This window comes from Desulfuribacillus stibiiarsenatis (genome assembly GCF_001742305.1).
Classification (GTDB): domain Bacteria; phylum Bacillota; class Bacilli; order Desulfuribacillales; family Desulfuribacillaceae; genus Desulfuribacillus_A; species Desulfuribacillus_A stibiiarsenatis.
Map to the genome: position 1 here is coordinate 104,740 of NZ_MJAT01000038.1, position 26,411 is coordinate 131,150.

The window sequence follows — 26,411 nt, forward strand, 5'->3', positions numbered from 1 at the left end:
TGATGAATCACGTTTCCATAATAATAAAAATAATTGAACTAGTCGTTACGAGAAAAGTGAAGGTTTTTTTCCAATGCCGATACTGAATACAAGCCCCATACATATATATGTGGCGAGAAGCGAGCTCCCTCCATAGCTTATAAATGGTAATGCTAGTCCAGTAATCGGCATAAGCCCAACTGTCATGCCGATGTTTTGGTATACTTGAAAAACGATAAGTCCAATAATCCCACCTGCTACATAGCTCCCGAATAAGTCTTTTGAATTCCCCGATGTTAATAAAATCCGATAAATTAGAAAGAAGAATAAACAGATTAATAAACTAACCCCAAAAAAACCAAGTTCTTCTCCTACAACAGCAAAAATAAAATCCGTGTGATGTTCTGGTATCCATCCACCTTGGGTTTGGCTACCGCTACTTAAACCCTTCCCCGTTAACTGCCCTGAGCCTACAGCAATCAAAGATTGGGTCACTTGAAATCCACTTTGTAACGGATCACCTTCGGGATTCATAAAAGATGTAATTCTAGATAACTGATATGGTTTAATGAACTTAAAAAATAATTCTTCATTCACATAATAGAAAAACACTAACATGCCAATAAACAGGGCAGCGATGATAAAGAGAATCAAAAATACTCTCCAATTCACACCTGCTATAAGAAACATACAAATCATAATTCCAATCAAGACCAGAGATGTTCCCAAATCCGGCTCCATAATTAGCAATAGAAACGGTACCCCAACAATTACAAACGATCGGATTAAGTCTCTAAATCGATAAATTTCCCCTTCAAACTTTGATAATTCTTTGGCTAGCATCAAGATTACACAAATTTTCACGAACTCTGAAGGTTGCATTCGAAAGAAACCTAGATCAATCCAGCGCTGAGATCCCTTCGTTGCAAATCCTTGCACTTCTACGTAAAGTAGCAACAAAACTCCTATAATATATAATGGCAGTGCATACTGCTCAAATACTCGATGGTCAGTGATTGCAACGACAGCCATTAAAATGGTGGCGATTACAATCCATAGTAACTGTCTTTTTGCGTAGAAGGATAACCCTTCTTCCGCGTCACTACCTGTTGCACTATTAATAATCGTAACACTAAAAAGTGCAAAGGCAAATAATAGTAGTAGTAAAAACATATCGAGATTTTTCCAATTTTTCTCTAAAAGCCATTTATAAGACATGGTACACACTTCTTCCGCGATATATTGATTGCATTCACCTGCGTCTTAACGACTTGGCGTATGCCAAGTTTTGTTTATACTATCAGAATTTATAAATATAATGTAGATAGTATAACGGCAACTAAGGCATTCACTTTCGTCCAAAAGGACTTGGCGTATGCCAAGTTTTGTTTATGATATTAGTTATGTTAACATACTAGCATAAAGAAAAAAAGTATCCTTTCTCTTGCGAAAAAGACTACTTTTTCTCTACCAAATCTATATGTCCCATATATAACTCCACTCTATACAAATGATCATACATATTTTGTTCTGCTAACATACTATTCTGATTTTTAATTGCTTCATAGATTTTTTTATGTTCTTCATAAAGCTTTTTCGGCATGCCGTTTTGTTCGAACAATAATCTACGGTTCGTTTTCATTGATACTCTCATATTATCAGCCACTGTATGCATAAGACGAATTAATAATGAGTTATGAGACGCCTCAGCAACCGCATAATGAAATTCCCAATCGGCTTTTTCGCCCAGATTTCCTGATTGAATGTCTTTTTCCATTTTTCGCAACGCTTTTTCCATCGTCAGCAGTTCTTCAGCAGTTCTTTGTGTGGCCGCAAGACCTGCAGCGCCAACCTCTAGGAATTTCCGCACATGCAATACTTCAAGGGACAAATCCCTCTCTAATAACAGCATCATACTCAAAGGTTCGATTGTCTCATCTGTCTGTGAGCGGCGAATATACGCCCCTCCACCTTGACGAATTTCAACTAATCCCATTGCCTCTAATACCGTAAGAGCTTCACGCACTGCGGACTGACCGACTTGAAGATTTTCAGCGAATTCCTTTAAAGTCGGTAATTTATCACCCGACGACAGTTTTCCCGCTTTTATCTGGTCCTTAATCTGCTCTACAATTTCAGCATAAATCTTCTTCACTTTTACTGGTTTAAAATTCATTGGATACACCCCATATAATCCAATTCAATCTCTTATCAAATGTCTCTACTGTTGCATCTTATATGGTTTTGCTCATAATCATCCATTTAAAAACACCAGTATTTCATACAATAATATAATAACTAGGAAATTTCAATGCTTGTATTATAACACAAAGGAGAAAAAATTTGTTTGAAAAAAGGAGAGGCTAACCTCTCCCCTGTTCAAACAAGTATTACTTCTTGTTTGTGCAATTTCAATAAATCAAACGATTTCGAATTATAGCATGATTCCTGCGCCAATGTTGATAGCAACCAGGGTTAAGATACCTGCCATGATGAGATAGTAGGTCAACGGAATAATCGTTTTCCGTATAATCTCTCCCTCTCTATCCATCAAACCAACCGTCGCTGAAGCTGCTACTACGTTATGAACTGTAATCATGTTACCTGCTGCTCCACCTACCGCTTGCGCAGCTACGATAACTGTCTGTGCTACACCAATCTCAGTTGCAACACCATACTGGAATAAAGAGAACATCATGTTACTTACTGTGTTACTACCAGCAATGAATGCACCTAAAGCTCCGATAACTGCTGCGAAGAACGGCCATGCTCCACCAGCTAGTGCCGCAACACCTGATGCTAATTCTAGTGGCATACTGCGTAATCCTTCAATATCAGTCATACCAGAACGGATGAATACGCGTACCATTGGTACAGCGAAACCGATTGCAAGTGAAGCGCTTACAGTTGTCTTGAAAGAAGATTTAATAGCCCCTGTCAATTCACTAACTTTCATGCTTTGAATAAAGAATGTGCAAATTACTACTGCTACGAAGATAGCAAAAGGAAGATATAATGGTTCAATCATCTTCGTTACACCTGTAACGCCTAAGATATCAGTCATACCTACTTTGAAATCTCTTAAGAAAGTAGTTAGTGGCTTAATTGTTCTACTAGCGATTAAGAAAACACCAACTAATACATAAGGAAGCCAAGCTTTAAATAGGTTCATACCTTTACGCTCTTCACCTACGTTAAGCGTAACACTACCAATCCACTTCGGATCCCAAGCACTCTTTTCTGGGAAATCCCATGTAGTTTTAGGCATTAAGAACTTGTTTTTCGCAGCAAATACTACAATTACAAGACCCACTAATGGACCAATTACTGATGGGAATTCAGGTCCTAATAAATAAGCAACTGCCATATAAGGAATCGTTAATGCTAGACCAGCGAAGATTGCGAAAGGTGCAACTTCTAGACCTTCTTTAAACGATTTATTTTTACCAAATGTTTTCGTTAATAATGCTACGATGAATAAAGGAATCAAAATACCGATTGTACCGTGAAGTACAGCTACATTTAGACCAATTTCGTAAAGGTATTGCGACCACTCCATACCTGAAGCAGCTACTGCATCTTTAACCATTGGATCATTTAAACCACTGTTAACCCCAACTAGGATTGGCGTACCTACAGCTCCGAAGGATACTGGAGTACTTTGGATAATAAGTGCAGACATTACCGCAGCCATCGCTGGGAATCCTAACGCTACTAATAGTGGCGCTGCAACCGCTGCTGGAGTACCGAAACCAGCTGCTCCTTCAATAAACGCTCCAAACATCCATGCAATGATAATTACTTGAATTCTTCTGTCAGGTGTGATGTCCATAAATCCTCTGCGGATTGTACTAACGGCACCACTGTTCGTTAATGTGTTCAAAAGTAATATTGCACCAAAAACGATTAAAAGAATTTCAAAAGATATTAGTAAACCTTCAATAATTGCTGCAGTTACTACTGTACCTGATACTCCCCAATAAGTAAGAGCAAGGATTGATGTTACTGCTAATGCTAATGGCATCGCGTATTTTGCTGGCCATCTAAGCACTACTAGGAAAATGAATACGGTCAATACAGGTGTTAAAGCTAATATTGCGTTCATTTTAAACCTCCTCAGTTTTTGTGTACTTCTTGTGTTTTGATACTAAACTTCTACATTTCTCTCTATTATGTTCCAAGAACTCTCTTTCTATAACACCCCCCTAACGAAGTAACTCTTCAGCAAGTAATTCTGCTGATTATTTGTTCGAGTGTCTCTCTTCTAGTATTATACACAAGCTGTGAAAAATCCTGCACTTTAGCGCCCATAATTTTAGCACATTCATGCCATTCTGGACCAAAATGCAACCAATGCGCAAAATGGTCTTTTGCTTCATTCCCTAAGACCTTCGTATACTAATACATATTTCAAAAATATCTTTTCATTCGTTTCAATTCATTTGTTATGATTTTTTATTGCGATAGGACTCTGCCAGCACTTCCATGGTATGCATAATTGGAACTTCTATCTTTGCTTGATCATGACCGTCAGCAAACTGCATCATACAAGAGCCGCAGCCTGTAACAACCGTATCTGCCCCACTAGCCTTTAGTGCCTCTGTTTTATGCTTATGGATATCCATAGATAAGTCAAAGTGCGTTAGACTAAATGAGCCAGCTCCCCCACAACAGCGATCAGCATTTTTCATTTCCACGAACTTCAGCCCCGGTATACTCTTAAGAAGTTGTCTCGGCTCTTTATAGACATTCATCCCACGTTTTAAGTGACAAGGGTCATGGTACGTAACTGTACGATTGACTTCACCTAATAAAGATGTGTCGATTTGTAAGATATCTGTCAAAAAGTACGCAATATCATATACTTTCTTCGAGTATTCTTTCGACTTTTCCGCCTCTGGTTGATCTTCCATCATTTCCGGGAAATACTTTTGCCATTGGCTACCACAAGTGCCACATCCAGTAATAATTGCTTCAATATCGTCATGCTTGTTCATTGCCGCAATATTTCCTTTTGCCATCCCGATAGCTGCTTTACGGTCTCCATGGATATAAATTGGAGCTCCACAACAAGACTGGTCTTTCGGAATCACAACATCGACACCATTCGCATTTAGGATTTCTACAATCGACTTCCCGACATTGGGATATATATAGTTCATAGAACAGCCCGTGAACAAAGCAACCTTCGTAGGCTTCTTCGCTCTCTGCTTTGCTTCTGCACTCGCTGGATTGAACTCTGGCAATCTGTTTTTCACTGGCGAAGTTGATAATAGTGGATATACCTTCTTCGGATTTAGTACGACCGGGACTCTTAGCTTACCTTTTTTATTAAACATCAGTGGGCTAAAGATGGCAGCCGAACGCATCGATAAATCGAATATCATCGGACGTTTTACCACTTCAAAGATGGCTCTCTTGATTTTTGGCAGACCTTTCTTAGCTCCCAATGCCTGTCTAGCAGCAACGATAATTTTCGTGCAATCGACGCCACATGGGCAGTTCGCAGAACAAGCTTTACAAGTCAAACAATTGAGAAGACGTTTTTCCACACTTGGAGAATATCCAATCTCACCAGCCAGTACTGCTGCTGCTAATTGAATCTTACCCCTAGCTACGTCACCCTCCATTTTTGTTTCTTTATATATTGGACAGAAAGCTTGGCAGTTTCCGCATTTCATACATTTGATGATGTCATCCTCTAGATGTTCTAATATATATTGAGCCACTATTATTCACTCCTCTGAACCATTTTACCTGGATTTAATAGATACTTCGGATCAAGTGCCTCTTTCACTTTACGCATTACCGCTAAACCTTCTTCTCCTAATTCCCAACCTAGATATCTCATCTTCGCCATGCCAATACCATGCTCACCAGTCAATGTACCACCAAGCTTTAGCGCAGCAGCGAAGATTTCATCAACTGCCTTGTGTACTCTTTCCATTTCTTCCTTGTTTCTCTCATCTGTTAAAATGGTAGGATGCAAGTTTCCATCTCCTGCATGACCAAATGTTCCTATGTGTAGATTATATTGTTCTGCGATTCTCTTTAATTCACGTAGCATCGCTGTAATTTCACTTCTTGGAACAGTAGCATCTTCAAGAACAGTCGTAGGACTCACTTGAGCTAATGCTGGAAGCGCCGCACGTCTAGCAGCCCACAGCTTATCTCGCTCTTCATCTGTTTGTGCTATTTGTAACTTACCGTTATTCTTCTTAACAACTTCTTCTACTATTTTCGCTTCCTTTTCTACTACTTCTGCAATACCATCTACTTCAATTAGTAGAATTGCTTCTGCGTCTACCGGAAGTCCTGCCTTTGTATAATTCTCAACTACTTTAATCGTTGTGTTATCCAAAATTTCTAAAGTCGCTGGAATAACCTTCCCCGCTACAATATTGGAAACTGTATTTCCTGCATCATCTAATGTTTGGAAAGATGCAAGCATTGTTTTACGATGTTCTGGAGCTGGAATCAGTTTTACGATAATTTTGGTAATGATACCAAGTGTTCCTTCTGAACCAGTAAATAGTTTAACAAAGTCATAGGCGGTAACATTTTTAACCGTTTTCCCACCAAACTTCACTAAATCACCATTCGCCATTACGAGCTCCATGCCCATTACATAATGCTTTGTCACGCCATACTTTAAACCTCTTAGTCCTCCAGAGTTCTCAGCGACACTTCCACCCATCGTCGCTGTTTTAACAGTACCTGGATCTGGCGGATAGATCAGCCCATGTACCATGACTGCGTCATTTAAATCTTGAATGATAACGCCTGGCTCTACTGTAGCCGTTAGATTCTCTGCATCTACCTCAAGAATTTTATCCATTTTCACCATTAGTAGGACAATTCCTTTGTTGATTGGAATCGTTCCACCACTTAAATTCGTGCCGGCACCTCTTGTGTAAATTGGGGCATCATATTGATCTGCAATTTTCATGATTTTAATTACATGTTCCGTCGTCATAGGAGTTACGATAGCATCTGGACGTTGACTAGGCATATCTGGAGTTGCGTCAAACGAATAACTAACCAAATCCGCATCATCGTATAGTACATTTTCACTACCTATCGCTGCAATTAGTTCATCTATAAGCTTTTTATTCATATTAAAACCTCCTTGGGAATATAGGCAAAGGTAACTATTTTTTCATATAGTCACTATAGCATAAATTGTTAAATAATTGTTAAGTATTGATGGTCTGACCAATGCTTATACCTTAATTACTTAGACTTTTTTTAATCTATGTAATTATTATTTACATATGCTTTTAGTGAAAATATATAAATTGTAATGTGCTTTAAAAATATTTCATGTTACTGAAACAGATATACAGTTGTATGTGATACAGTTTATTTACTAGTGATTTATAAGGACTTCGCGTCTAATGATTCACAAGCCAAATAATTATACAGTTTGTAAACATAATAAAAAAAATCCAACTACATAAAAAATGTAATTGGATTTTTATTTATATTTATAAGTTTTATCTTACATTTTTGAAACCCATTTTCATTTACTTGAATAAAATATACCGTGATAATTATTATACTTTCTTTGACTTTTATTGACCTTCAGTTGAACCTCAGTCGTTTGAATTTTCATTCATGTTTCATTGAAGTATCTTTGAAATGCCAATTCAAGTGCAATTATTTTTCCAGTACCTGGGCAGTTAGCAGTGATTTACATACAAGCTGATCACCGTGATACACTTCTATATCCGCTTTCCCAAACTTTCTACTACTATCTATGACTCTTGAACGAACCGTTAGTTGAACATCGATTTGTACTGGCTTCAGGAAGTAAATGACGATATTCTCTACGACTAGGTCACTATTCTTCGTCTTTCTCAAAGCAGAGTAACCAGCCTCTGTAATTAGCATCATCAACACTCCGCTCGACACACCACCTAATTGATTCGACATTTGTGGTGTAATCTCACCATGTAATCGAATAGAACGATCGTCTACCTTCTCTTCCGTAAAGTTAGATAGAACAATATCCTCAATCGTTTGTCCGATTTGCGGTTGTTTTTGGATATATTGCAATGCCTTAATTACATCCTGTCTACTAATAACACCTACGAGCTTTCGATTTTCCACTACAGGAAGAAGCTCTATACCTTCCCAAACCATTACGTGCGCAGCAGAAGCAACCGAAGTTTTCATTGCTACTGAGATCGGATTTTTTGTCATGATTTTTTCTATTGGCGTATCATCAGATTGACCAAGAGTATCCTTTGGAGTAATAATCCCCTGGACTCGCATAACTTCATCGACAACTGGAAACCTGCTATGTCCGGATGACTCAGCAAGTTTGCTCCAATCCTTTACTGTGTCATATATGGACAGATAGCTAACATCAGGATTTTTATGTATGATATCTTCAATTAAGACGATTTCTTTTTTAATTAGGCGGTCATAGATTGCTCTATTAATCAATGAAGCTACTGTAAACGTATCATAAGAAGATGTAATCACTGGCAAATCTAATTCATCCGCTAGACGTTTTACCTCTTCCGTCGTATCAAAACCACCAGTAATTAAAACAGCTGCACCTTGGTGTAATGACATCTTATGAACCTCATAACGATTCCCTACAATGAGCAAACTACCTGGATCGACATAACGAACCATAGCATCGATTTCCATTGCACCAATTACGAACTTATGTAATGTCTTATGGAGTCCAGAACGCCCACCTAACACAGACCCATCTACAATGTTTACAACCTCAGCATATGTAAGCTTCTCGATGTTTTTCTTCTGTTTCTTCTCAATTCTGACTGTACCTACACGTTCAATTGTGCTTACATAGCCCTGGGTTTCTGCTTCTTTAATCGCTCTATATGCTGTACCTTCACTAACTTCTAAATCTTTAGCAATCCTTCTTACGGAAATTTTATTTCCTACAGGAAGATCCTCGATATAACGTAAAATTTGTTCATGTTTTGTCGGCATAATACACCCCCTTCAAGCACTGTCTATCATTCGTCATTCTGTATTATATATATTTCCCAGCTATTATACAACAATATCACATTTCAGAAAGTGTTATGCAAATAAAAATAAGAATGAACTACCTACTAATCCAATCACAATCATTATGATAACCGCTAAGAAGAACAATCTAGCAACCTTGATTTTCTTCTTTTTCTTTGTAGAAAAACCATCAGTTTTATATTTTTTCACTTCTGTCATATTTTAAACCCCCTTAGACCAAAATAACATTAAGAAATAGTGATAAAGACATTATGCCAACATCGGATATATGTGTAAAGTACCTGGAGGGATTGTATTGAAACGTTTTCGGCCGGAACAAGCCTTTTTCGAAAAAGAAGCTCTCGAATACCCACTTGGAAAAAGAATGCATACATTTTTACAAAAACATAGTATCCCAATTACAATCATCCCTTCCCATAATCGAGTCACTGGAATTCCAGGTGCAAACCCTATGGAAGCTTATCGGAATGCTAAGCGTACAATCGTCGTTGGAATCAAGCGAACGATGGAGTTAGATATTTGTAAACCTTCAGCAAACTATCAATTTTCCCTCTCAACGGGCTGTGTCGGTGGATGTCATTATTGCTATCTACAAACAACAATGGGCAAGAAACCATATATACGTATTTATGTAAATACAGATGAAATCTTTGATAATTTGAATCAATATATTGAAAAGCGAGCACCAAGACTCACGTTTTTCGAATCCTCAAGTAGCTCAGATCCAGTCGGTGTAGAACATATGACAGGTTCTTTAAAAAAGGCCATCGAGTTTTTTGCTAAATCAAAATATGGTCGCTTACGAATTGTTACAAAGTTTGCGCAAGTAGACTCTTTACTAGACATTCATCATAATCAACATACCCGTTTCCGTTTCAGTTTAAACTCAGATTATGTCATACGAAATTTCGAACAGATGACAGCAACACTTGAGGAACGTATTGAAGCTGCTGGAAAAATCGCACAAGCTGGCTATCCATTAGGCTTTATCTTAGCTCCCATCATGCATTATGAAGGATGGCAGGACGAGTATTCATATATGCTTTCCCACTTAAGTAAAACTTTAGCTAATACAAGCGTAAAAGACTTAACATTTGAGTTAATCCAATATCGTTTTACAAAGGCAGCGAAAAACATTATTCTTGAACGTTTTCCTAACACGAAATTAGATATGGATGAATCGAATCGAAAATATAAGTGGGGCAAATATGGGCGTGGAAAATGGGTCTATCCTGATGAGAAATCAAAAGAGTTAGACCAGTTCATACGCCAACAAATCAAAGAAAAATTCCCTGCAGCAAGAGTCCAGTATTTTACATAATACGGTTACTCAGCAAGGAACTTACATTATTTATGCTTGATAAGGGTATCAAACGTCACCTTCTCAAGTTCTTCGATTAATTTTTGGTTAATGGTCTTCCACGCCGGATGTGTATCACAAGTTTGGGTTCTGTCACAACGCATAGAACTTTCTATACATCGATTTAAAGCAATTGGACCTTCCACGGCTTCTATCACATGACGGAAGTTTAATTCTTTCGGATTTCTTAGTAGACGGACACCTCCGCGGGCACCACGAATTGTTTCTAGAATACCTGAGCGGACTAACATCTGCACAATCTTCGTTAAATACACTTCAGGGATATTTTGAGCGCTTGCAATTTGCTTCGTTGGCACTACTGCATTAGGTATTTGTTTACTTAATTCTATCACTGTTCGAATGGCATAATCGCCTTGTTTGGTTAGCTGCAAAATAAGACCTCCCTAAAGTAGCCATAAAAGACCTACTTTTCTTATTATACCGTAACGTGTGTTTCCGTCAATGTAAAAAAGAACTGGTGCATAAGTAACAAGAAACGCTCTAGAAATAATATTCTAAAGCGTTTCTTATTTTTAAAGCTTCTTTAATTTGTCTTTATATGTCTGTTCATCAATCTCTCCTGCAATTAACTGCCTACGAAGCTCTTTTTGATCTTCCGTGGCAACTGGAGCAGCTTTTTTCGGTGATTGATTTACTATTTTGTTGTCCTGCTGAGTTTTCGAAGCAACTTTCACTTCTTTTTTCGGTTCTTGCTGCTTGGCTTGCTTAGTTTTATTCTTTTGCTTTTTCGAGTTGTCTGTTGGACCTAGTTTTAATACAAAGAAAAGAATAATCGCTAGAATAATTATGAAAGCAACATAACCTACAGCTTTAGAGTCAAAATCACTTCCGCCTGCTTGTCCACTTTTATCTAATGGTTTATTGGTAGGAACATTGTCCGCTTTATCATACTCGATCGCTACATTCACCGGATTGTCTGCATTGACGTTCGTATAGTTCCCTTCTTTTAATGCAAGCTCCGCAGGTTCAACCTTAGCGTTTCTACCAGCCGGCGGCACAATCACATTAGAAACAACCTTTTCCACAGTGAATGGCGGTGCAAATTCAAAAGAAAACGATTTACGTATGCCATCTAAAGCAAATGGGCTGTAATAATATTGAACTACCAACGAATAAAGTTCTTTTGGTGGAATTGGCTGTTCTCTTAAATCTACGTGAATCACTCTATCACCTAGCACATGTGGGGCTGGGAAATACTGTCCAGGTCCACCAGATTTGCCAGTGGCAAATACATAGAAATTCGGTTCATTTGTTGGTGCCGGGAAACTAAAGGTAGTTAATTGTTCATCTGTATTGTTGATAATATCTACTTGATTAATGACAAGTACTGCTGGAATTTCTGGATTCGGCCAATCCACTGGTTGATCATATTCTGGTCGAATCGAGATAAATACCTCTTTTACCGTAAAATCCGTTTGTTCAGCTGCTACCATACTTGGTTGAACCATAGTGGCAACGAGCAGAGTGAATATGAACAAAATAAATAATTGCCTTTGTTTCAAAACCCTCATTATACTTAGCCTCCTAATAACTTTCTACTTTTAACTTTCTACTTTTTTTCTATTATGTACCTAGAAATGCTAACTTATAATTATGAAGAAAGTGTGAACTTCACAATTTTGACACGATTATGACATATTTAAAAGTGTTTGAGTTTTGCCATAGGAATCGCAAAGTGTGATAAATTTAATAGTGTATTGTGTGATGCATTACTTACAATCTATTAAAAAAGGACTATGCTTACAGATAATACCACGAATTCCAGGAGGAATGCACATGTTTTTTTCACGCAAAAGAATGCCAGAAACCGAGCAAATACATCACTTACCGAACGATGACTGCATGAATAAAGAGGCAAATGCAGAATCAGATGCAGACTTTCTTAACAGCTTATATCTAGAAATTAATAATATAATTACACAGCACGACCACGTAAATAGCCAGCACAACCTACTAGCTGATTTGGCTACACGCATCAAAAATAGAGTCGATGCCGTTCGAATGATTAGCGAGAAGTCTAAGGATGTTTCCAATGAAATGATTACGATTAGTAACCATTTAACCGTAATGGCTAACACTACGTCAGAAAGAACAATTGAAAGTAGCAAATCAGTAGAAGACGTTACTAGTTTAGTCGAACAGCTTGGCCTAGAAGCCAAGGAAACCATGAACAACATGAATTTGTTAGACATTCGCTCTAAAGATATCGGCCATATTGTAAAAACAATCAAAGAGATTGCCAATCAAACAAATCTACTTGCGCTGAACGCATCTATTGAAGCAGCTAGAGCTGGAGAGCATGGCAGAGGCTTTGCTGTCGTTGCTGACGAGGTACGTAAGTTGGCTTCGCTAACTGAAAAAAGCACGAAAGAAATTACCTTACTCATCACAGATATTCAGAAAGATATTAAGGATGCCATTCGGTCTTCCGAGAGAAACCAGGTAACTATAGTAAAAGGCATTGAATCTAGCAAGATAGCAAATACCAAAATCCTAGAATTGCAAAATTCTTACGATATTGTTAAGAATCAGGTCAATCGTGTGAAAGAAATCGTCACTTCCCAGAATGAACACTCGAATGAAGTATTCCAAGCTATCAATCAGATCGAAGATCTGTTACTAGACATGAACACCAAGTTAATCGATCATGTGACACAAGCAAGTATAGTAGACTCTCAATTAGAACATAATATCAAGACATTAAAAGAGAAGTTACCTTCCCAATCGTGAGAATTAAGTAATGCACATTGCAAATAAAAAAAGGAAATTACACTCTACGGGAAGTAGTTTGTAATTTCCTTTTCCTATTAAGCATTTAACGGAGGCGTGAACGTGCGTAATGCTAATTCCTTATCCAGTTCATATAACGCTAGGTTATTATCCTGTAGTTTCTTAATTTTTGATAACAAGTTCGACATGGCAGCTTCTTCTTCCACTTGCTCATCTACGTACCAATTTAACAAACTTATCGTTGCGTATTGTCTTTCATCCTGCGCAATGTCCATAATTTGATAAATTCTTTTTGTTACTTCTTTTTCGTGGCTAAGTGCAACTTCGAACACATCTTGTACATTTTCATACTCGTTTTTAGGAGTATCCATTCCTGCAATGATTACACGGCCATCCATGTCCTTTATATACTTATAAAATTTCATCGCATGGAATTGCTCTTCTTCTGCTTGTCGTAAGAAATAATTAGCAAACCCTTCTAGTTCAATTGAATCACAATATGCCGCAATTGCTATGTAGTAGTGTGCAGAGAAAAACTCAAAATTCATTTGTTTGTTTAAGGCTTGTACAAGTTTATCTGACAGCATAGTAACCCTCCTAATAATAATACACTTTCACATCGAGTCTATATTCTATGGTTATGTTTGTCAATCCATATGAAAATAATCATAAATTCGAACATGAATATGACATGTATCACATATAAAGGAACCTAATCGTGATATAATGTTACAGAAAACTAGGCATTCGCCAAGCTTTAGTGAAGAGAATGCCTTTAGTTGCACTGACGCAAAAGCACAGTAATTTATTACTGATGTGTTGCTAATGCAGAGCTATGTACATCAGATAAAATTATTAATTCTGATGTACTAACAAAGTATATATAACCCCATGGTTACAGGAGATTCTATGACGAGACTAAAGAGCTTCTCTAAGGCCGGACATTTCCCTACACTCATATCATCCTTGTTGTATTTTGATGTAAGTTTTATGATTTGGGTCTTATTCGGAGCTACTTCTAATTTTATTGCAACGGATTTACAATTGTCAGATGCACAAAAAGGCATGATGGTGGCGATTCCTATTTTAGGCGGAGCATTCTTGCGCCTCCCTTTGGGTATTCTCGCTGACAGATACGGCGGAAAACGTGTTGGATTAATCGGAATGGCAGTAACAATGATTCCATTAGCAGCAACAGCCTTATTCGCTGACCAAATCCACGAGATTTATGCCTACGGAATACTACTTGGTATAGCTGGTGCTAGTTTCGCTGTAGCACTTCCTCTTGCAGGGCGCTGGTACCCACCAGAGCATCAAGGGTTAGCCATGGGACTCGTTGGCGCAGGTAATAGCGGTACAGCTCTAGCTATGCTATTTGCCCCTCGCCTATCTGAAATGTTTGGCTGGAATGCAGTATTTGGCTTAGCGTTAATCCCATTAGTAATAGTATTTATCCTATTTTCCATCTTTGTAAAAGATAGCCCTAATCAACCAAAACAAGTGAAATTTGCAGATTTTATCTCCATCATGAAGCGATTAGATTCATGGTATTTATGCTTAGTGTATAGTTTATGTTTCGGATCTTTCGTAGGCTTATCTAGTTATTTATCGATATTTTTCTTTGATTACTATCATGTATCTAAAGTTCAATCCGGTGATTTTGTCACCTTTTTAGCCTTCACTGCTAGTTTTATCCGGCCGGTTGGTGGATATTTAGCTGATCGCTTCGGTGGGACTTATATATTGCAATACATTTTCTTAAGTATTTCATTCTTACTTTTCATGATAGGATTCTTACCTCCAATATTGCTCGCGATTGTATTATTCTTCCTATTGATGTTATCTTTAGGGCTAGCAAACGGAGCACTTTTTCAAGTAATTCCGAATATGTATCGTGAAAATGTTGGTGTCATAACTGGTTTAGTAGGGGCCGCTGGTGGATTTGGAGGTTTCTTTTTGCCGAATATTCTCGCCACAATGAAGCAATTGACGGGCACATACTCGTATGGCTATTGGTGGATAGCTGCTACTGCTCTTACCATCACAGCTCTCTTAATAAAATTAAAAGACCGCTGGACTCATATAAGTTCTAATTCATAAAAAATAAGCCACCTCTGTGAAGTGACCCCCAATTGTTAGATGGTGTCTAACATTAGGGGTGCAGTTCACTGTAGAGATTGGCTTATTTTCTCAGCTAAAGCTTGGCTAATGTCAAGTTTTTACGTTCTTTTGGCTATTAACTGAAGTAACGGTAGTAATGCTTGAAGTTCTTCCATAGAAAGCTCCTTTATGATATTGATAGCTTTCTCTTTCGGATCATACTTCACCTGGAGCCTCACACTTGGCTTTTCTTCTTTTTTCGCTGGTTTTTGAAATGGATGTATATCTTCGATTTCAGACATCGATAAATTATAGTTTTTCTTTTGATCCAAGTCATAGAATAATATACTTTGAGATGATTCATCATAAAAAATTATATTTCCCACATGGGTTTGATGACCTTTACCCTTTTCTACGGTTATAATGCGCAATAAAGTTTTATCTGTCTGCCAATTCGTAAATTGTGATGTAACCATGAATGTAACTGCCACCCTCTCCGCAATATGGTACGATTATATGATAGCAAAATTAAAAACACAAGGAAAAAGCAATGACAAAAAAACTTCATTATAATAATATATAAACACAACTTGACATGCACATACTAATCTTACCATTCTATATGAACATTATGCGAGGAGGATTTTTTCATGACAAAAGAAAAAAAAGTAATCTTTACAGAAAACGCACCAGCAGCAATCGGCCCTTACTCTCAAGCAATTGCATGGAATGACCTATTGTTAATCTCAGGACAAATCCCTGTAAACCCGTCCACTGGCGAGATTCCAACTGACGTGCAAGAGCAGACGCATCAAGTCTTAAAAAATCTTGGAGCAATCCTAGAACAAGCTGGATGCAGTTATCATAATGTACTGAAGACTTCCGTATTTATTAAAGACATGAACGATTTCGCCAAAATCAATGAGGTGTACGCACAATATTTCAAAGAGAATCCCCCAGCTAGAGCTTGTGTGGAAGTTGCGCGTCTACCAAAAGATGTTTTAGTAGAAATCGAAGCAATCGCAGGTCTTAAATAGTATAGGTATAGCTGAAACAGAAATGCGGGGTATATTTATATGAAAAGAAACTTCATTTACATGTTGATTGGCAGCGTTATTATTGCATCCATTGTATTTCTTTTAATACATACTTTCATCGATGCAGAACAGATTCATGACAATCAACAGCTGCAGCCAGACAAGCATATCTATTCTAACGACGCGAATGAAGTTTCGTATCAAGCTACAACTTTAGTCTACAAACACATATTTGATAATTATAACCCTAAGCTACAATATGAACTTCCTACAATCAACAAATACGGTATCATCACTGCAAAGACAGTCAACCTGAGAAGCACACCGAGTACGACTTGGGGAGTAAAGATACTGCATACCCTTTCTAAAGATGAAGAAGTCATCATCCTAGCCGAGAATAGTCGCTGGTTTCAAGTAAGTTACAATGGTATAAAGGGATGGATTTTAAAGGAATATCTAAACACAAGAGTCGAACTTACAACAAAGGAGACAAACGGATTACCAATTCGTCTTTTGTTTAAAGATAGAAACACTTTAAGTATCTCTTTACCATCTACGAATCATCTAGCTTTGCATAATCATAAGGATGGTAAGTTTACTATTAGTGGTTTTCCTCCCCTATCTAAAAGTTCCTTTGATGTAGATCATCGTTCCGTTCCTGTGTTTTCCGTTAGTGATGGAACTATCGATATTTATACAACAGGCTGGACCCACGCAGAATTGCGAAAAGATGCAGAATCGGAGTATACGTTATACTTCACTCCCGTTGTCCTTGATACCTTTGTCACACAAAAAAATAATCGAGATATCATAAACATCGTTACAAGTGGCGACCCTGCATATTCCTTCATTACAGAAGATAAAAGTGTAGATATTGCATTCGATGAAACAGTGAATAATCAAATACCTGTTAAACATATCCCGAAGGGGTTATACCTTGACTCAATACAAATATCCCCAAGGTTAATTCAAATAAAAAGCCATCAAGTTACCACATGGAAGGTATATCCCGATCGAAACTCTATAACAATCGATCTGAGCGCTACTGGTATCAAGGGTAAGAGGATTGTGATTGACCCAGGACATGGCGGGTCTGAACCAGGCACCTATGGACGTGTTTTAGGGATACTAGAGAAAGATTTCAACTTAAGCGTCTCTATGCGTTTGAAGCAACACTTAGAAAGGGAAGGCGCCATTGTACATCTAACCCGTTCAACGGACAATACTCTATACAACGGAGATAATTACGAGACATTTCTAGATTTAATGGAACGTATCCATTTTACGAATTCTGTGGATGCCGATTTATTCGTTAGTGTTCATGCCGATAACTTTCCAGCAGACTTATCTCTTAATGGTACAGCGAGCTTTTATTATGATGAAGCGCCACATTCTTTTCAAAATCAAAAGCTCGCATCCCTATTAAGTGCCAAAGTGGCTGAAGCTATTGAGACTAAATGGCTAGGAAATCAACCACAATCATTTGTTGTCATACGCTATAACCGATACCCTTCCGTCCTTATGGAATTAGGATTTCTGTCAAACAAGAATGATGAGGCAAAATTAATCGATCCCATCTATCAAGATAAAATGTCTCAGGCTATGACAGAAGCAATAATAGAATATTTCACTACGCCTTAACAATCAATACAATCATCTTTATAAAATACAAGCTGTCATCTTGCAACAGATGGCAGCTTGTTATTTTTTATACCTATGTAAATTTATTTTTTTAAGAAGATTAATAGCAATATTTATCAAAAACATATCATAGATATAAGTATAACACCTAGGAGGTTGATAAAATGTCCTTTCCGAATATCCCAGATTTAAAGCCTGAAATTGATATTTCCCGTGAACAAGTGGTAAATTTGTTGTTATCTTCTATCGCTTTCGAGGAACTTGCATTGGCACACATCGTGAATGCAGAAGCCGAGAAGATTCAATCCGTTTTAGGCACTATTAAGGGGCAGACAGTAAAGAACCCAAAAGTTGAAGATTTATTAGCGATTAACAAAAGTGTAGAAAAGACACTGAGAAATGTAATTAAAAAAGAAATGCTGTTGCAGTTTAAACTTGAGGATGTAATGGAGATACCTGACGACGAACCTGATAAATACTAAATATAGCAAATTTAAAAAAGGATCCTAGATGTTTCTAGACGATCCTTTTTTGTTTGCTATTTTGTTGCTTTTTTTGTTTTCTTTTTTTGTTTGCTTTCATCATTTAATCTCATATGTGAGATTTTATTTTGATTAATCCATGGCCTTGGGAGCTGCGATTGTGGGTATTGTGGCCCAAAAAGATTCGCATGTGATTGGTCTGTTTTTACCTTCTGTGGTTGATTTCTAGGTATTACTATGGGCTCTTTTAGTTTAATATCCTGCAAGCATTCCTGCGCGCGTAATTTCTGCTGTATCAGCTTCATAGCATCTACAATCAATTGCTGATACTTTAGATTTGAAAGGTCTGTGTTTCCAAAGTTCTTTTGTAATTCTTGTAACTTTGATCTGATTACTAATAATCTGTCTCGTTGATGCATAACTCCTTCATTTGCATCGGAAATTCTAGGTAATCTGGGCATGCAAAGCTTCTTTCTATCCATAATAGATTGCATCGATTCTATGATATATAGTGTTTCTAGGAATGTTTCTATACATTCAGTATCATCCAAGTGCTTGACCTTGAAGTGTCGAGATGATTGCGCTTTTGATGCAAATTGAATCATACTGGATTGAAGACGGTGAATTGACTCTAGTCCTTTGCCCAATGAATGAATCATTATTTCATTCACTCTTCACTATTATCCTCACTCATTGGCTCCTCATCAATGAATTCGGCAGCTCCCCCACGCCCAGTCTCTTTACAAAACTCACAGTCTTGATATTTATCGATTCGCATAACATTTTCTAACTTTTTCAATAGAAGCCATTCCTTCATTAGTACTGTATCTAGAACCTGATTTACGGATCGATTAAATCGAATCAGCTCCTCATAAGATGAGCACATTGGGAAATCTGCTTCTCCCCCAATAAATGCTTGCACCTTTTCCGCCTCTGCATTCACTATGTGAGATAACGCAATTTCTTCTAACGCGATAGACTCTAGTAAATCGACAACCGCTTGTTTTAAAGTTGGTCGATGTTTTGATTCTGGAATTTCTGGCATACTCATCAGCATCACCTTTTCCCTTAGTTTAGTATATGTTGATATAATTGTATGCATTTGTTGATTTTTCTAGCACCATTGAAATCGTACAAGAATTCCTTCTCTATACCTCATACCTTATGATATCGATACATGGAAGGGAGGAAAACATTGTGCGTATCATAATGAACTGGAAGACACTTACTAAGATTATTGTTTTAGTTGGTATTATGGGCTTTTTCATTACAGCGACTGGCATCATGGGACAGTATTTTCTAGGGAAAGCCAATGATCGCTTAGACGAGATTTATCACGAAGACATTCAAGCTTTAATTGCTATTACCGATATACGATCACATAATAGAACGATTGAGAGGTTAACCTTAGAATGGCTACTAATATCGGATGAAAATGGGATTAATTTTTCCTTAGATGAAATTACAAAGCATAAACTTGCTATTGATCAAGCATTAGAGCAGTTAGCCGGAATCGAGAATGGTACTGAGCATCTTGAAATGGCAAACCAATTGAAGAAATCTATGCTTGAATATCGTGAACATCATAATCAAGTGCTGCAATATATGAATCATAATCAAATCGATAAAGCGATAGCGAAGTACAGAAGCATATCTCCAATGGTTAATGATGTGAATGATCAGCTCAATGGATTGGCCGATATGTATGCCATGCAAGCTTATGACAAACATATCCGTAATGATCAAGAGAACGCATTTGCTGGTAAAGCTTTAACATCTCTGAAAATAGTTGGTATAGTCCTCTCTCTTAGTATTGGCCTGATTCTTGCGACTATCATTGCAAAGCCGCTTATGAATATGGCAACTCATGTGCAATATATCGCAACTGGTGACTTAACTCTAGAACCACTTAGTTATAATCGTAAAGATGAGGTCGGTCTACTAAGTCATGCAATTAATGACATGACATATAAGTTGCGAGATCTTGCATTGAAAATACAGCATACTGGAGAAAATGTTGCCGCTTCCTCCGAGCAATTATCTGCTAGTGCAGAAGAAAGCAAAGGAGCGACCAAACAAATTGCTAGACTCGCACAAGGAGCGGCAGAAGACGCTGAGAAACAGTTCGAGAATATTATGAATGTATCTACTGCGATTCACAAAATGGCTGATGACATAAACGAAATGAATAAAAATAGTATAGACATGAAGAACTTATCAGCCGATAGTATAACTCTATCCCAAGCTGGAACAACCTCAATCTCACACGTATTAGTGCAGATGCAAGAAATACAAGATTCTGTCGTCCAAACCAGCCAAATTATTCAAAACTTAGGCGAACAATCGAAAGAGATTGGCGAGATTACAGAAATGATACGTGATATTGCTGATCAAACCAATCTATTATCACTAAATGCCGCCATTGAAGCCGCAAGGGCTGGAGAACACGGAAAAGGTTTTGCAGTAGTCGCTGATGAAGTTCGTAAACTTGCAGAATTAACGAAAAAGTCATCAGAAACAATTGGGAAAATGATACAAGAAGTGCAAGAGCATACGAATCAAGCAGTTATCTCAATGAGTAGTGGGAACGCCAAAGTACAAGAAGGAATCGTTACGACCGAGAAAAGCAATCAAACATTTATTAGTATCAACCATTCTATTCTTTCATTAGCAGGTAAAATACAAGATGTAACAACTGCACTAAGTCGAATGATACTTCTAAGCAAAGAAGTCACGAAATCTATGGAACAGCTAAATATTATTGTAGAAAAAGGTGTAGCTTCCACCCAAGAGAGTTCAGCAGCGACGGAACAGCAGTTAGCGACAATGGAAGAAATCTCCGCGGCAGCTAACTCCTTGTCAAAACTCTCGGAAAACCTTCAAATTGTAATTTCCATATTTAAAGTATCGCATTAGGTAGATAAAGAAAACTCGGTATTGCCAAAAAAATTATAATTTCTGATAGTACAACAAAAATAGCCCAAGTTGGGCTATTTTTGTTGTACTACATAGTTCTATTTATAAACTTTAATTTATAAATAGTACCAAATACTTCTATAATCCTGTGGATCTTCCCCTTTATCTTGTATCTTGTCTAGGAATTCATCGATTGGCAAATCAATATGAAGATATGGAGACACATCCGTTGTACTCATATCCCAAGGATAGAACTCGTAAACTCTCTCTCCTTCAGGCAATACCATGATGACTTCATGGTCCTGTCCAGCCCTTAGATAATTCTTGCCAAGTCTAGGAATATTGAACACTGCTTCATCCGTACGCTCTAAACCAGGATTCAACCTTGCTTCTTCCGTCTGCTCTTGGATTAATCTGGCAATTGGAATCCGATAATCTCGCATTTCTTCTTTGCCTTTGGTATTAAACGTATAATACGGGTCGACACCAATTAACCGCAGTGCCTTGCGTAAGGCTACCATTTCAAAACGGCGAGCATTCTCCATCGTATATACCCCTTGGTTATAGACAGAAATCCCTCGATGTCGTAGCTTTTGTACAGCATCCATCGCCTCAGGCGTAACCTCATAAGGATGCTCGAAGTGCGTCATCACACAAATTTCTCTTTTCCCCGGAATCTGATACGACGCTAGTAAATCTGCATACTCTTCGGAAAATCGCATCGGTAATACGACAGGTGTTCTAGTACCTATGCGTATTCTAGTAATCTGCGGCAACTCACGAATACGATCTAATATATGCTTCATTACGGCATCAGACATAATTGCAGGATCGCCGCCGGTGACTAAGATTTCTGTAATTTCAGGGTGGGCCTTATACCATTCCATGGCTTTTTCTAGCTTTCTCTGCGGAGCCTGCGAATCCTTAGCCAATACATCGTTTATCTCCCAATTTCGTTGGCAGTACACGCAAATTTGTGCACAAGTATTATAGGGTTTGAAGATAGAAATCATCGGATATCTTCTAGTGATTAAATCCTCTGGTGAAGTATCATTTTCTCCCATGAAATCAAGCTCTTCGCCTCTACCTTCCTTCGCATTCGCCATGAACATAGAATATTCTAATGGTGGAATCACTTGTGCTCGAATGGCGTTGTCATGAACACGATCTGTTTTTCTGTCCATAAGCATCGCATAATATGGAGTAATACCAAAAGGAATTCCGTGCTTACGAGATATGGCAATCGAATACTTCTCGTCGTCCGTTAGATTAATGAGATCACTTGCCATTTTCGCATCACGAATTACATTGCGGCATTGCCACTCCCAACTGTTCCAATCTTCCTCAGTCGCCTTAAAATATTCTAGAATTCTTTGCTTATTCTCTTTTCTTCTCTGAACTACTTCTCTCTCTAGCCCTGATTTATACTTCTTTACCCAGTTATGTGCCTTTGCTGCAATTCCATCTAAAACATATGAGCGCTGTCTGGAAATTGTCCGACTATCATTGCTTATATTATCTTCCGCCGCATCTGATTCTGGATCAATTGTATATAATCCAGTTGTTCCCTTCATGCCCTTAAAGAGATGTCGCATCTCTCGAATAAAGCCTTTCGTGAACTTCTCCTGCCGCCCTTTGGACAATTTCCATATAGCCTCAATCGCACTAAAACCTGTAAGTTCCTCACTCCGTTTGGATAACATATTCCGTAAAGTGTTAATACACTTTCGCGCTACGGACCTTTCCATCGGATGGTTATAATCAGTCGTATTCAAGGTAATGGATTCATATTTCAGTACATACATAAGTGCTTCTTCTCTGGCTTCCTCTAGCGTCCTCGCTTGCCTCAGTTGATCAAACAATCCTGGATTTTCATCAAATAACAGTCTTAATTGTTTGTGCTTTGGCATATAGCTCCCTCCTCTATTTAGTTATCTGTATTACTTTCCAACATCTATTGTATCATAGAAAAACTGAAAATTTGCTTTTATAATGTAAAAAGACAATCGATGTACGAAACAATCGATTGTCCAATGGAGAACACAACACAAGTCTTCATTTATGATAATTTAGTAATTACCTAAAACCTTATAACGAATATACTGCATATATCGCTTATGGATTTTGCCACCTACGAGTTGCCCAGCAACCGCCATAGCTATCAACACTGGAATAATCCACGGACTTATGCCAGTAGTGATTCGTATATAGTAAATCATTGGTACAGCAATATGAATCGCTGCAAACCATCGCACACTGAACTTTCTGGCACCAGCACGCCAAATGCCCAATGGGATATTCATTATAAAGGATATAAGAATAATCAACACTATATAACTTACTGCTCCAAGCTCCATGGTATTGGTCCTCTCTGGTTCATAATCAAGCTTTCTTCATTTTAAATATTCACATCATCTTATATCTTCCATCATCAGAATATTACGGGTGAAATCTCGGCCTTTTCCGCCTTCCTTGCTTATTACTACTTCTCCCGAAAAACAATCCAAGCCCAGTGAAACCACTTACAACCATTAGAATGCTTCCCAACTGTTGGGCATCTCCATTGTATAGAATCGCTCCTATTACACCAACACCCGCTGTTATAATCGTCCGTATTACCCGACTCGCAATCTCCGATTGATGCTCTAGCATATTCTGTTCGAAGGTCTTAGAAGGATGGAAACGTAATTCCCCTGTCTCTAATCCATCAATCATACGATTTAATTTCTCTGGGATTGCAATTACGTCTAGAGCAATTGTCTTCGCTTGATCGAATAGAAATGCGCGATTACTATTGGAACCAGAATCATTGCCTGGGGAGCCTTCCATACCAGGCAGGAGTTCCGAGATATATGGAGTACTGACTTTGATCGCGTCAAAATTCTCATCTAATCCTCGACAAATCCCTGCTAGAGTAATCAATGCTTTTCCTAAGAAGGTAGTTCTAGCTGGAATCTGGAACGGTTGCGAGTACATTAGCTCTCGAACTTCAATGGCTAATTCATTTAAATCGATATTTTTGACATTGTTCTCCATATCTCCGAAGACATTATTGAGCAGTATCTTGATACTCTTAATCAATACGTTTTTATCAGCATTAGGACGAAGAAAACCTACATGATCTAATGCCTCAACAACAGCTCCAGCATCCCTTTTGAATACGGCAGTTACAAGTTTGACCATACTCTCCTTCATGTTCTTCTGTACATACCCCATCATCCCGAAATCGATGAAAACCAGTGTGCCTTCCTTCGTAACCAGAAGATTCCCCGGATGTGGGTCGGCATGGAAGAATCCATGAACTAACACTTGCTTTAAGTAAGATGAGAAAATCGTTTCTGCTAAATCAGACGCAATATTAAATTCCTTTACTGCGTAAAGGTCTGTAATTTTGACACCATCAATATATTCTAAGACAAGGAGCTTCTCCGTCGTATAGTCCCAGTATATCTTAGGAACATAAATTCTTGGTTCATCTGCAAAATTCGCTTGGAATTGTTCAGCGCTCTTACCTTCTTTCACATAATCCAATTCATCGTTGATTGTCTCATGGAATTCTTGATTCACATCGTCTAAGTCTACTGATTGCGCAAACTTGGTAAACCTTTTCAAAACAGCGATAATGATTCGTAAGGTTTGTAAATCGATGGCGATAATCTCTTCGATTCCTGGGCGCAAAACTTTTACAGCTACCTCTTGCCCATTTTTAAGCCTAGCCTTATGCACCTGCCCTAATGAGGCAGCTGCAATCGCTTGCTCGGAAAACTCAGAGAAGACATTGTCAATCGAAGTCCCTAACTCCGTTTCCATGCGTATTCTTATAAGCTTTGCGTCTACTGGTTGGACTGCATCCTGAAGCTTCGATAACTCGTCAGTATATTCTTTAGGAAGTATGTCGACCCTTGAACTGAAAAACTGCCCTAATTTAATTAACAATCCCTGGAGTTCAATCGCTGTGTTTGTGAACTTTACCGCCTGCTCTTGATAGAGTTCTTTGTATCTGCGATTCGATGCCTCCGTAGATATGAATTTTTTGATTTTGCCTAGCCACCAAAACTGTAAACCAGAATATAGAAAAAGAAAGAAAACTTTGCGAAATCGATCATTGAATAGTAGCTTAATATAATGTTTCACTCGAATCTTTCCTTTTTTTTAAAATTTAACCAATGACTGGTGTCAGTATTACTAATATTGCCACTAACCACGTTAACAACACATACTTTACAGATAAGCCTTCTTTCGTAACATTTCGATATACATAGTGAAGTAGTACTGCTGCTATCGTTGCAATTGTTAGATGAATCCATGAAATACTCGTTGAAGTAAAGATCAGGATGAATCCTAACACAACTACTAAATCTAAGACACCAATCGCTAGGTATGCTAGAAGATTTTGTCCTGGTAATGGCTTCTTTCTCCACTGAACTAGGGAGTATACTGTCGCCAATCACAAAGTAAGTAAAAATGTGGCATGAGCCAGAATTAAATGAACCGTATACATTATCTATTTCTCCTCATTATTTGTATGTTATTTATTAGTATCTGTGGCATCTTCACTATCATCTTCTTCCGTTAGGTCTTGCTCCGCCTTCTTGTTAGACTTCTTCTTAGTGCCGAATAACTCTTCTAAAAAACTTGCTTTCTGCATCATCATATCTGCGAATCTCGCCATAATATCCGACTTGATAATAATTAATGTTCCTTTTCTCGCATTTCCAAAAACAATCATCTTTTCCCCTGGTTGAATGTCTAACTCTTCTCTAGCCTCCGCTGGAATTACGATTTGTCCGCGTTCCCCCATAGCTGTTGAACCGTAGCATTTACCGTGTGAATGTATGTGTCCATGCCCATGTCCTCGACCGTGTCCCTTCATCATCATAAAAAATTCCTCCTATACCTGGGTGATTTGCTCTACACCTTACATCTTCAATCATTAAGCTTTCTACTACTTATCACATTACTTATTATCACTCTACTTATACTCAGTATGATAAATCATACTTTTCATACCGTCAAGCGAATATTCAACATGTCATAAATTGTACATAAATCAATGAGACCCGTGACCCTGGCTATGTTGCTAACGCAACCGCTATATTACTGAATTTTAATAAATATGTTATATCGAAAAGG

General features: G+C 38.0%; 25 protein-coding genes. 7 read left to right on the forward strand and 18 right to left on the reverse strand.

Annotation, left to right across the window (positions count from 1 at the left end; genetic code table 11):
* Positions 1-45: 45 nt before the first annotated feature.
* From rodA to BHU72_RS15950, 7 genes are all read right to left on the reverse strand, one after another.
* Positions 46-1,197 carry a rod shape-determining protein RodA gene (gene rodA, locus BHU72_RS13720; protein ID WP_069703190.1) on the reverse strand — a complete coding sequence of 384 codons (1,152 nt, stop codon included), beginning with the start codon at positions 1,195-1,197 and terminating at the stop codon, positions 46-48.
* 238 nt (positions 1,198-1,435) lie between these two features.
* A complete protein-coding gene (locus BHU72_RS13725) occupies positions 1,436-2,155 on the reverse strand; it encodes a FadR/GntR family transcriptional regulator (protein WP_069703191.1) in 720 nt (239 codons plus the stop codon).
* Between the two features lie 258 nt (positions 2,156-2,413).
* Positions 2,414-4,084, reverse strand: coding sequence for an L-lactate permease (locus BHU72_RS13730; protein WP_069703192.1), 1,671 nt, complete (start codon positions 4,082-4,084; stop codon positions 2,414-2,416).
* Between the two features lie 340 nt (positions 4,085-4,424).
* The gene (locus BHU72_RS13735) at positions 4,425-5,708 is read right to left on the reverse strand and encodes a (Fe-S)-binding protein (RefSeq protein WP_069703193.1); all 1,284 of its coding nucleotides are present in this window, start codon (positions 5,706-5,708) and stop codon (positions 4,425-4,427) included.
* A gap of 2 nt (positions 5,709-5,710) precedes the next feature.
* Positions 5,711-7,096: an FAD-binding oxidoreductase gene (locus tag BHU72_RS13740; RefSeq protein ID WP_069703194.1), complete on the reverse strand. Its 1,386-nt coding sequence runs from the start codon at positions 7,094-7,096 to the stop codon at positions 5,711-5,713.
* Between the two features lie 542 nt (positions 7,097-7,638).
* The gene (locus tag BHU72_RS13745) at positions 7,639-8,949 is read right to left on the reverse strand and encodes a DRTGG domain-containing protein (RefSeq protein ID WP_069703195.1); all 1,311 of its coding nucleotides are present in this window, start codon (positions 8,947-8,949) and stop codon (positions 7,639-7,641) included.
* A gap of 93 nt (positions 8,950-9,042) precedes the next feature.
* Positions 9,043-9,189: a hypothetical protein gene (locus BHU72_RS15950; protein ID WP_176720497.1), complete on the reverse strand. Its 147-nt coding sequence runs from the start codon at positions 9,187-9,189 to the stop codon at positions 9,043-9,045.
* A gap of 97 nt (positions 9,190-9,286) precedes the next feature.
* Between BHU72_RS15950 and splB the strand changes: the two genes are divergently transcribed.
* The gene (splB, locus tag BHU72_RS13750; protein ID WP_245671915.1) at positions 9,287-10,312 is read left to right on the forward strand and encodes a spore photoproduct lyase; all 1,026 of its coding nucleotides are present in this window, start codon (positions 9,287-9,289) and stop codon (positions 10,310-10,312) included.
* Positions 10,313-10,338: 26 nt separating this feature from the next.
* Here the strand turns inward: splB and BHU72_RS13755 are convergent, their stop codons facing one another.
* Together BHU72_RS13755 and BHU72_RS13760 are read right to left on the reverse strand one after the other, a co-directional pair.
* Complete coding sequence (locus BHU72_RS13755; protein WP_176720498.1) at positions 10,339-10,743, reverse strand: RrF2 family transcriptional regulator; 405 nt, start codon at positions 10,741-10,743, stop codon at positions 10,339-10,341.
* A gap of 141 nt (positions 10,744-10,884) precedes the next feature.
* Positions 10,885-11,883 carry a hypothetical protein gene (locus BHU72_RS13760; RefSeq protein WP_069703198.1) on the reverse strand — a complete coding sequence of 333 codons (999 nt, stop codon included), beginning with the start codon at positions 11,881-11,883 and terminating at the stop codon, positions 10,885-10,887.
* A 265-nt stretch (positions 11,884-12,148) separates the two neighbouring features.
* Between BHU72_RS13760 and BHU72_RS16430 the strand changes: the two genes are divergently transcribed.
* Complete coding sequence (locus tag BHU72_RS16430; RefSeq protein WP_069703199.1) at positions 12,149-13,102, forward strand: methyl-accepting chemotaxis protein; 954 nt, start codon at positions 12,149-12,151, stop codon at positions 13,100-13,102.
* A gap of 77 nt (positions 13,103-13,179) precedes the next feature.
* On the opposite strand, the gene BHU72_RS13770 is transcribed toward BHU72_RS16430, so the two are convergent.
* Positions 13,180-13,689, reverse strand: a complete 510-nt coding sequence (locus BHU72_RS13770) for a ferritin (protein ID WP_069703200.1) — start codon at positions 13,687-13,689, stop codon at positions 13,180-13,182.
* A 322-nt stretch (positions 13,690-14,011) separates the two neighbouring features.
* Here BHU72_RS13770 and BHU72_RS13775 point away from each other — a divergent pair, with 322 nt between their 5' ends.
* Positions 14,012-15,202: a nitrate/nitrite transporter gene (locus tag BHU72_RS13775; protein WP_069703201.1), complete on the forward strand. Its 1,191-nt coding sequence runs from the start codon at positions 14,012-14,014 to the stop codon at positions 15,200-15,202.
* Between the two features lie 119 nt (positions 15,203-15,321).
* Here the strand turns inward: BHU72_RS13775 and BHU72_RS13780 are convergent, their stop codons facing one another.
* Positions 15,322-15,678, reverse strand: coding sequence for a hypothetical protein (locus tag BHU72_RS13780; protein ID WP_069703202.1), 357 nt, complete (start codon positions 15,676-15,678; stop codon positions 15,322-15,324).
* Positions 15,679-15,852: 174 nt separating this feature from the next.
* Here BHU72_RS13780 and BHU72_RS13785 point away from each other — a divergent pair, with 174 nt between their 5' ends.
* The 3 genes from BHU72_RS13785 to BHU72_RS13795 all read left to right on the forward strand — a co-directional run bounded on the left by BHU72_RS13785 (position 15,853) and on the right by BHU72_RS13795 (position 18,362).
* A complete protein-coding gene (locus tag BHU72_RS13785; RefSeq protein WP_069703203.1) occupies positions 15,853-16,239 on the forward strand; it encodes a RidA family protein in 387 nt (128 codons plus the stop codon).
* A gap of 39 nt (positions 16,240-16,278) precedes the next feature.
* The gene (locus BHU72_RS13790; RefSeq protein WP_069703204.1) at positions 16,279-17,880 is read left to right on the forward strand and encodes an N-acetylmuramoyl-L-alanine amidase family protein; all 1,602 of its coding nucleotides are present in this window, start codon (positions 16,279-16,281) and stop codon (positions 17,878-17,880) included.
* Between the two features lie 164 nt (positions 17,881-18,044).
* The gene (locus BHU72_RS13795) at positions 18,045-18,362 is read left to right on the forward strand and encodes an alpha-helical endospore appendage domain-containing protein (protein WP_069703205.1); all 318 of its coding nucleotides are present in this window, start codon (positions 18,045-18,047) and stop codon (positions 18,360-18,362) included.
* A gap of 56 nt (positions 18,363-18,418) precedes the next feature.
* Here the strand turns inward: BHU72_RS13795 and BHU72_RS13800 are convergent, their stop codons facing one another.
* Both BHU72_RS13800 and BHU72_RS13805 read right to left on the reverse strand, forming a co-directional pair.
* Positions 18,419-19,033 carry a hypothetical protein gene (locus tag BHU72_RS13800; protein WP_069703206.1) on the reverse strand — a complete coding sequence of 205 codons (615 nt, stop codon included), beginning with the start codon at positions 19,031-19,033 and terminating at the stop codon, positions 18,419-18,421.
* Positions 19,030-19,413: an alpha-helical endospore appendage domain-containing protein gene (locus BHU72_RS13805; protein ID WP_069703207.1), complete on the reverse strand. Its 384-nt coding sequence runs from the start codon at positions 19,411-19,413 to the stop codon at positions 19,030-19,032. Before BHU72_RS13805 ends, BHU72_RS13800 begins: the two co-directional genes overlap by 4 nt.
* A gap of 146 nt (positions 19,414-19,559) precedes the next feature.
* Between BHU72_RS13805 and BHU72_RS13810 the strand changes: the two genes are divergently transcribed.
* Positions 19,560-21,278: a methyl-accepting chemotaxis protein gene (locus BHU72_RS13810; RefSeq protein WP_069703208.1), complete on the forward strand. Its 1,719-nt coding sequence runs from the start codon at positions 19,560-19,562 to the stop codon at positions 21,276-21,278.
* Positions 21,279-21,394: 116 nt separating this feature from the next.
* On the opposite strand, the gene BHU72_RS13815 is transcribed toward BHU72_RS13810, so the two are convergent.
* From BHU72_RS13815 to BHU72_RS13835, 5 genes are all read right to left on the reverse strand, one after another.
* On the reverse strand, positions 21,395-23,188 hold the full coding sequence (locus BHU72_RS13815) for a KamA family radical SAM protein (RefSeq protein ID WP_069703209.1): 1,794 nt from the start codon (positions 23,186-23,188) through the stop codon (positions 21,395-21,397).
* 159 nt (positions 23,189-23,347) lie between these two features.
* Entirely contained in the window at positions 23,348-23,581 is a 234-nt protein-coding gene (locus BHU72_RS13820) for a hypothetical protein (RefSeq protein ID WP_218076147.1), read from the reverse strand.
* A gap of 136 nt (positions 23,582-23,717) precedes the next feature.
* Positions 23,718-25,412, reverse strand: coding sequence for an ABC1 kinase family protein (locus tag BHU72_RS13825; RefSeq protein WP_069703211.1), 1,695 nt, complete (start codon positions 25,410-25,412; stop codon positions 23,718-23,720).
* A 25-nt stretch (positions 25,413-25,437) separates the two neighbouring features.
* Positions 25,438-25,725: a hypothetical protein gene (locus BHU72_RS13830; protein ID WP_069703212.1), complete on the reverse strand. Its 288-nt coding sequence runs from the start codon at positions 25,723-25,725 to the stop codon at positions 25,438-25,440.
* 81 nt (positions 25,726-25,806) lie between these two features.
* Positions 25,807-26,157 carry an AbrB/MazE/SpoVT family DNA-binding domain-containing protein gene (locus tag BHU72_RS13835; protein ID WP_245671916.1) on the reverse strand — a complete coding sequence of 117 codons (351 nt, stop codon included), beginning with the start codon at positions 26,155-26,157 and terminating at the stop codon, positions 25,807-25,809.
* Between the last annotated feature and the right edge of the window lie 254 nt (positions 26,158-26,411).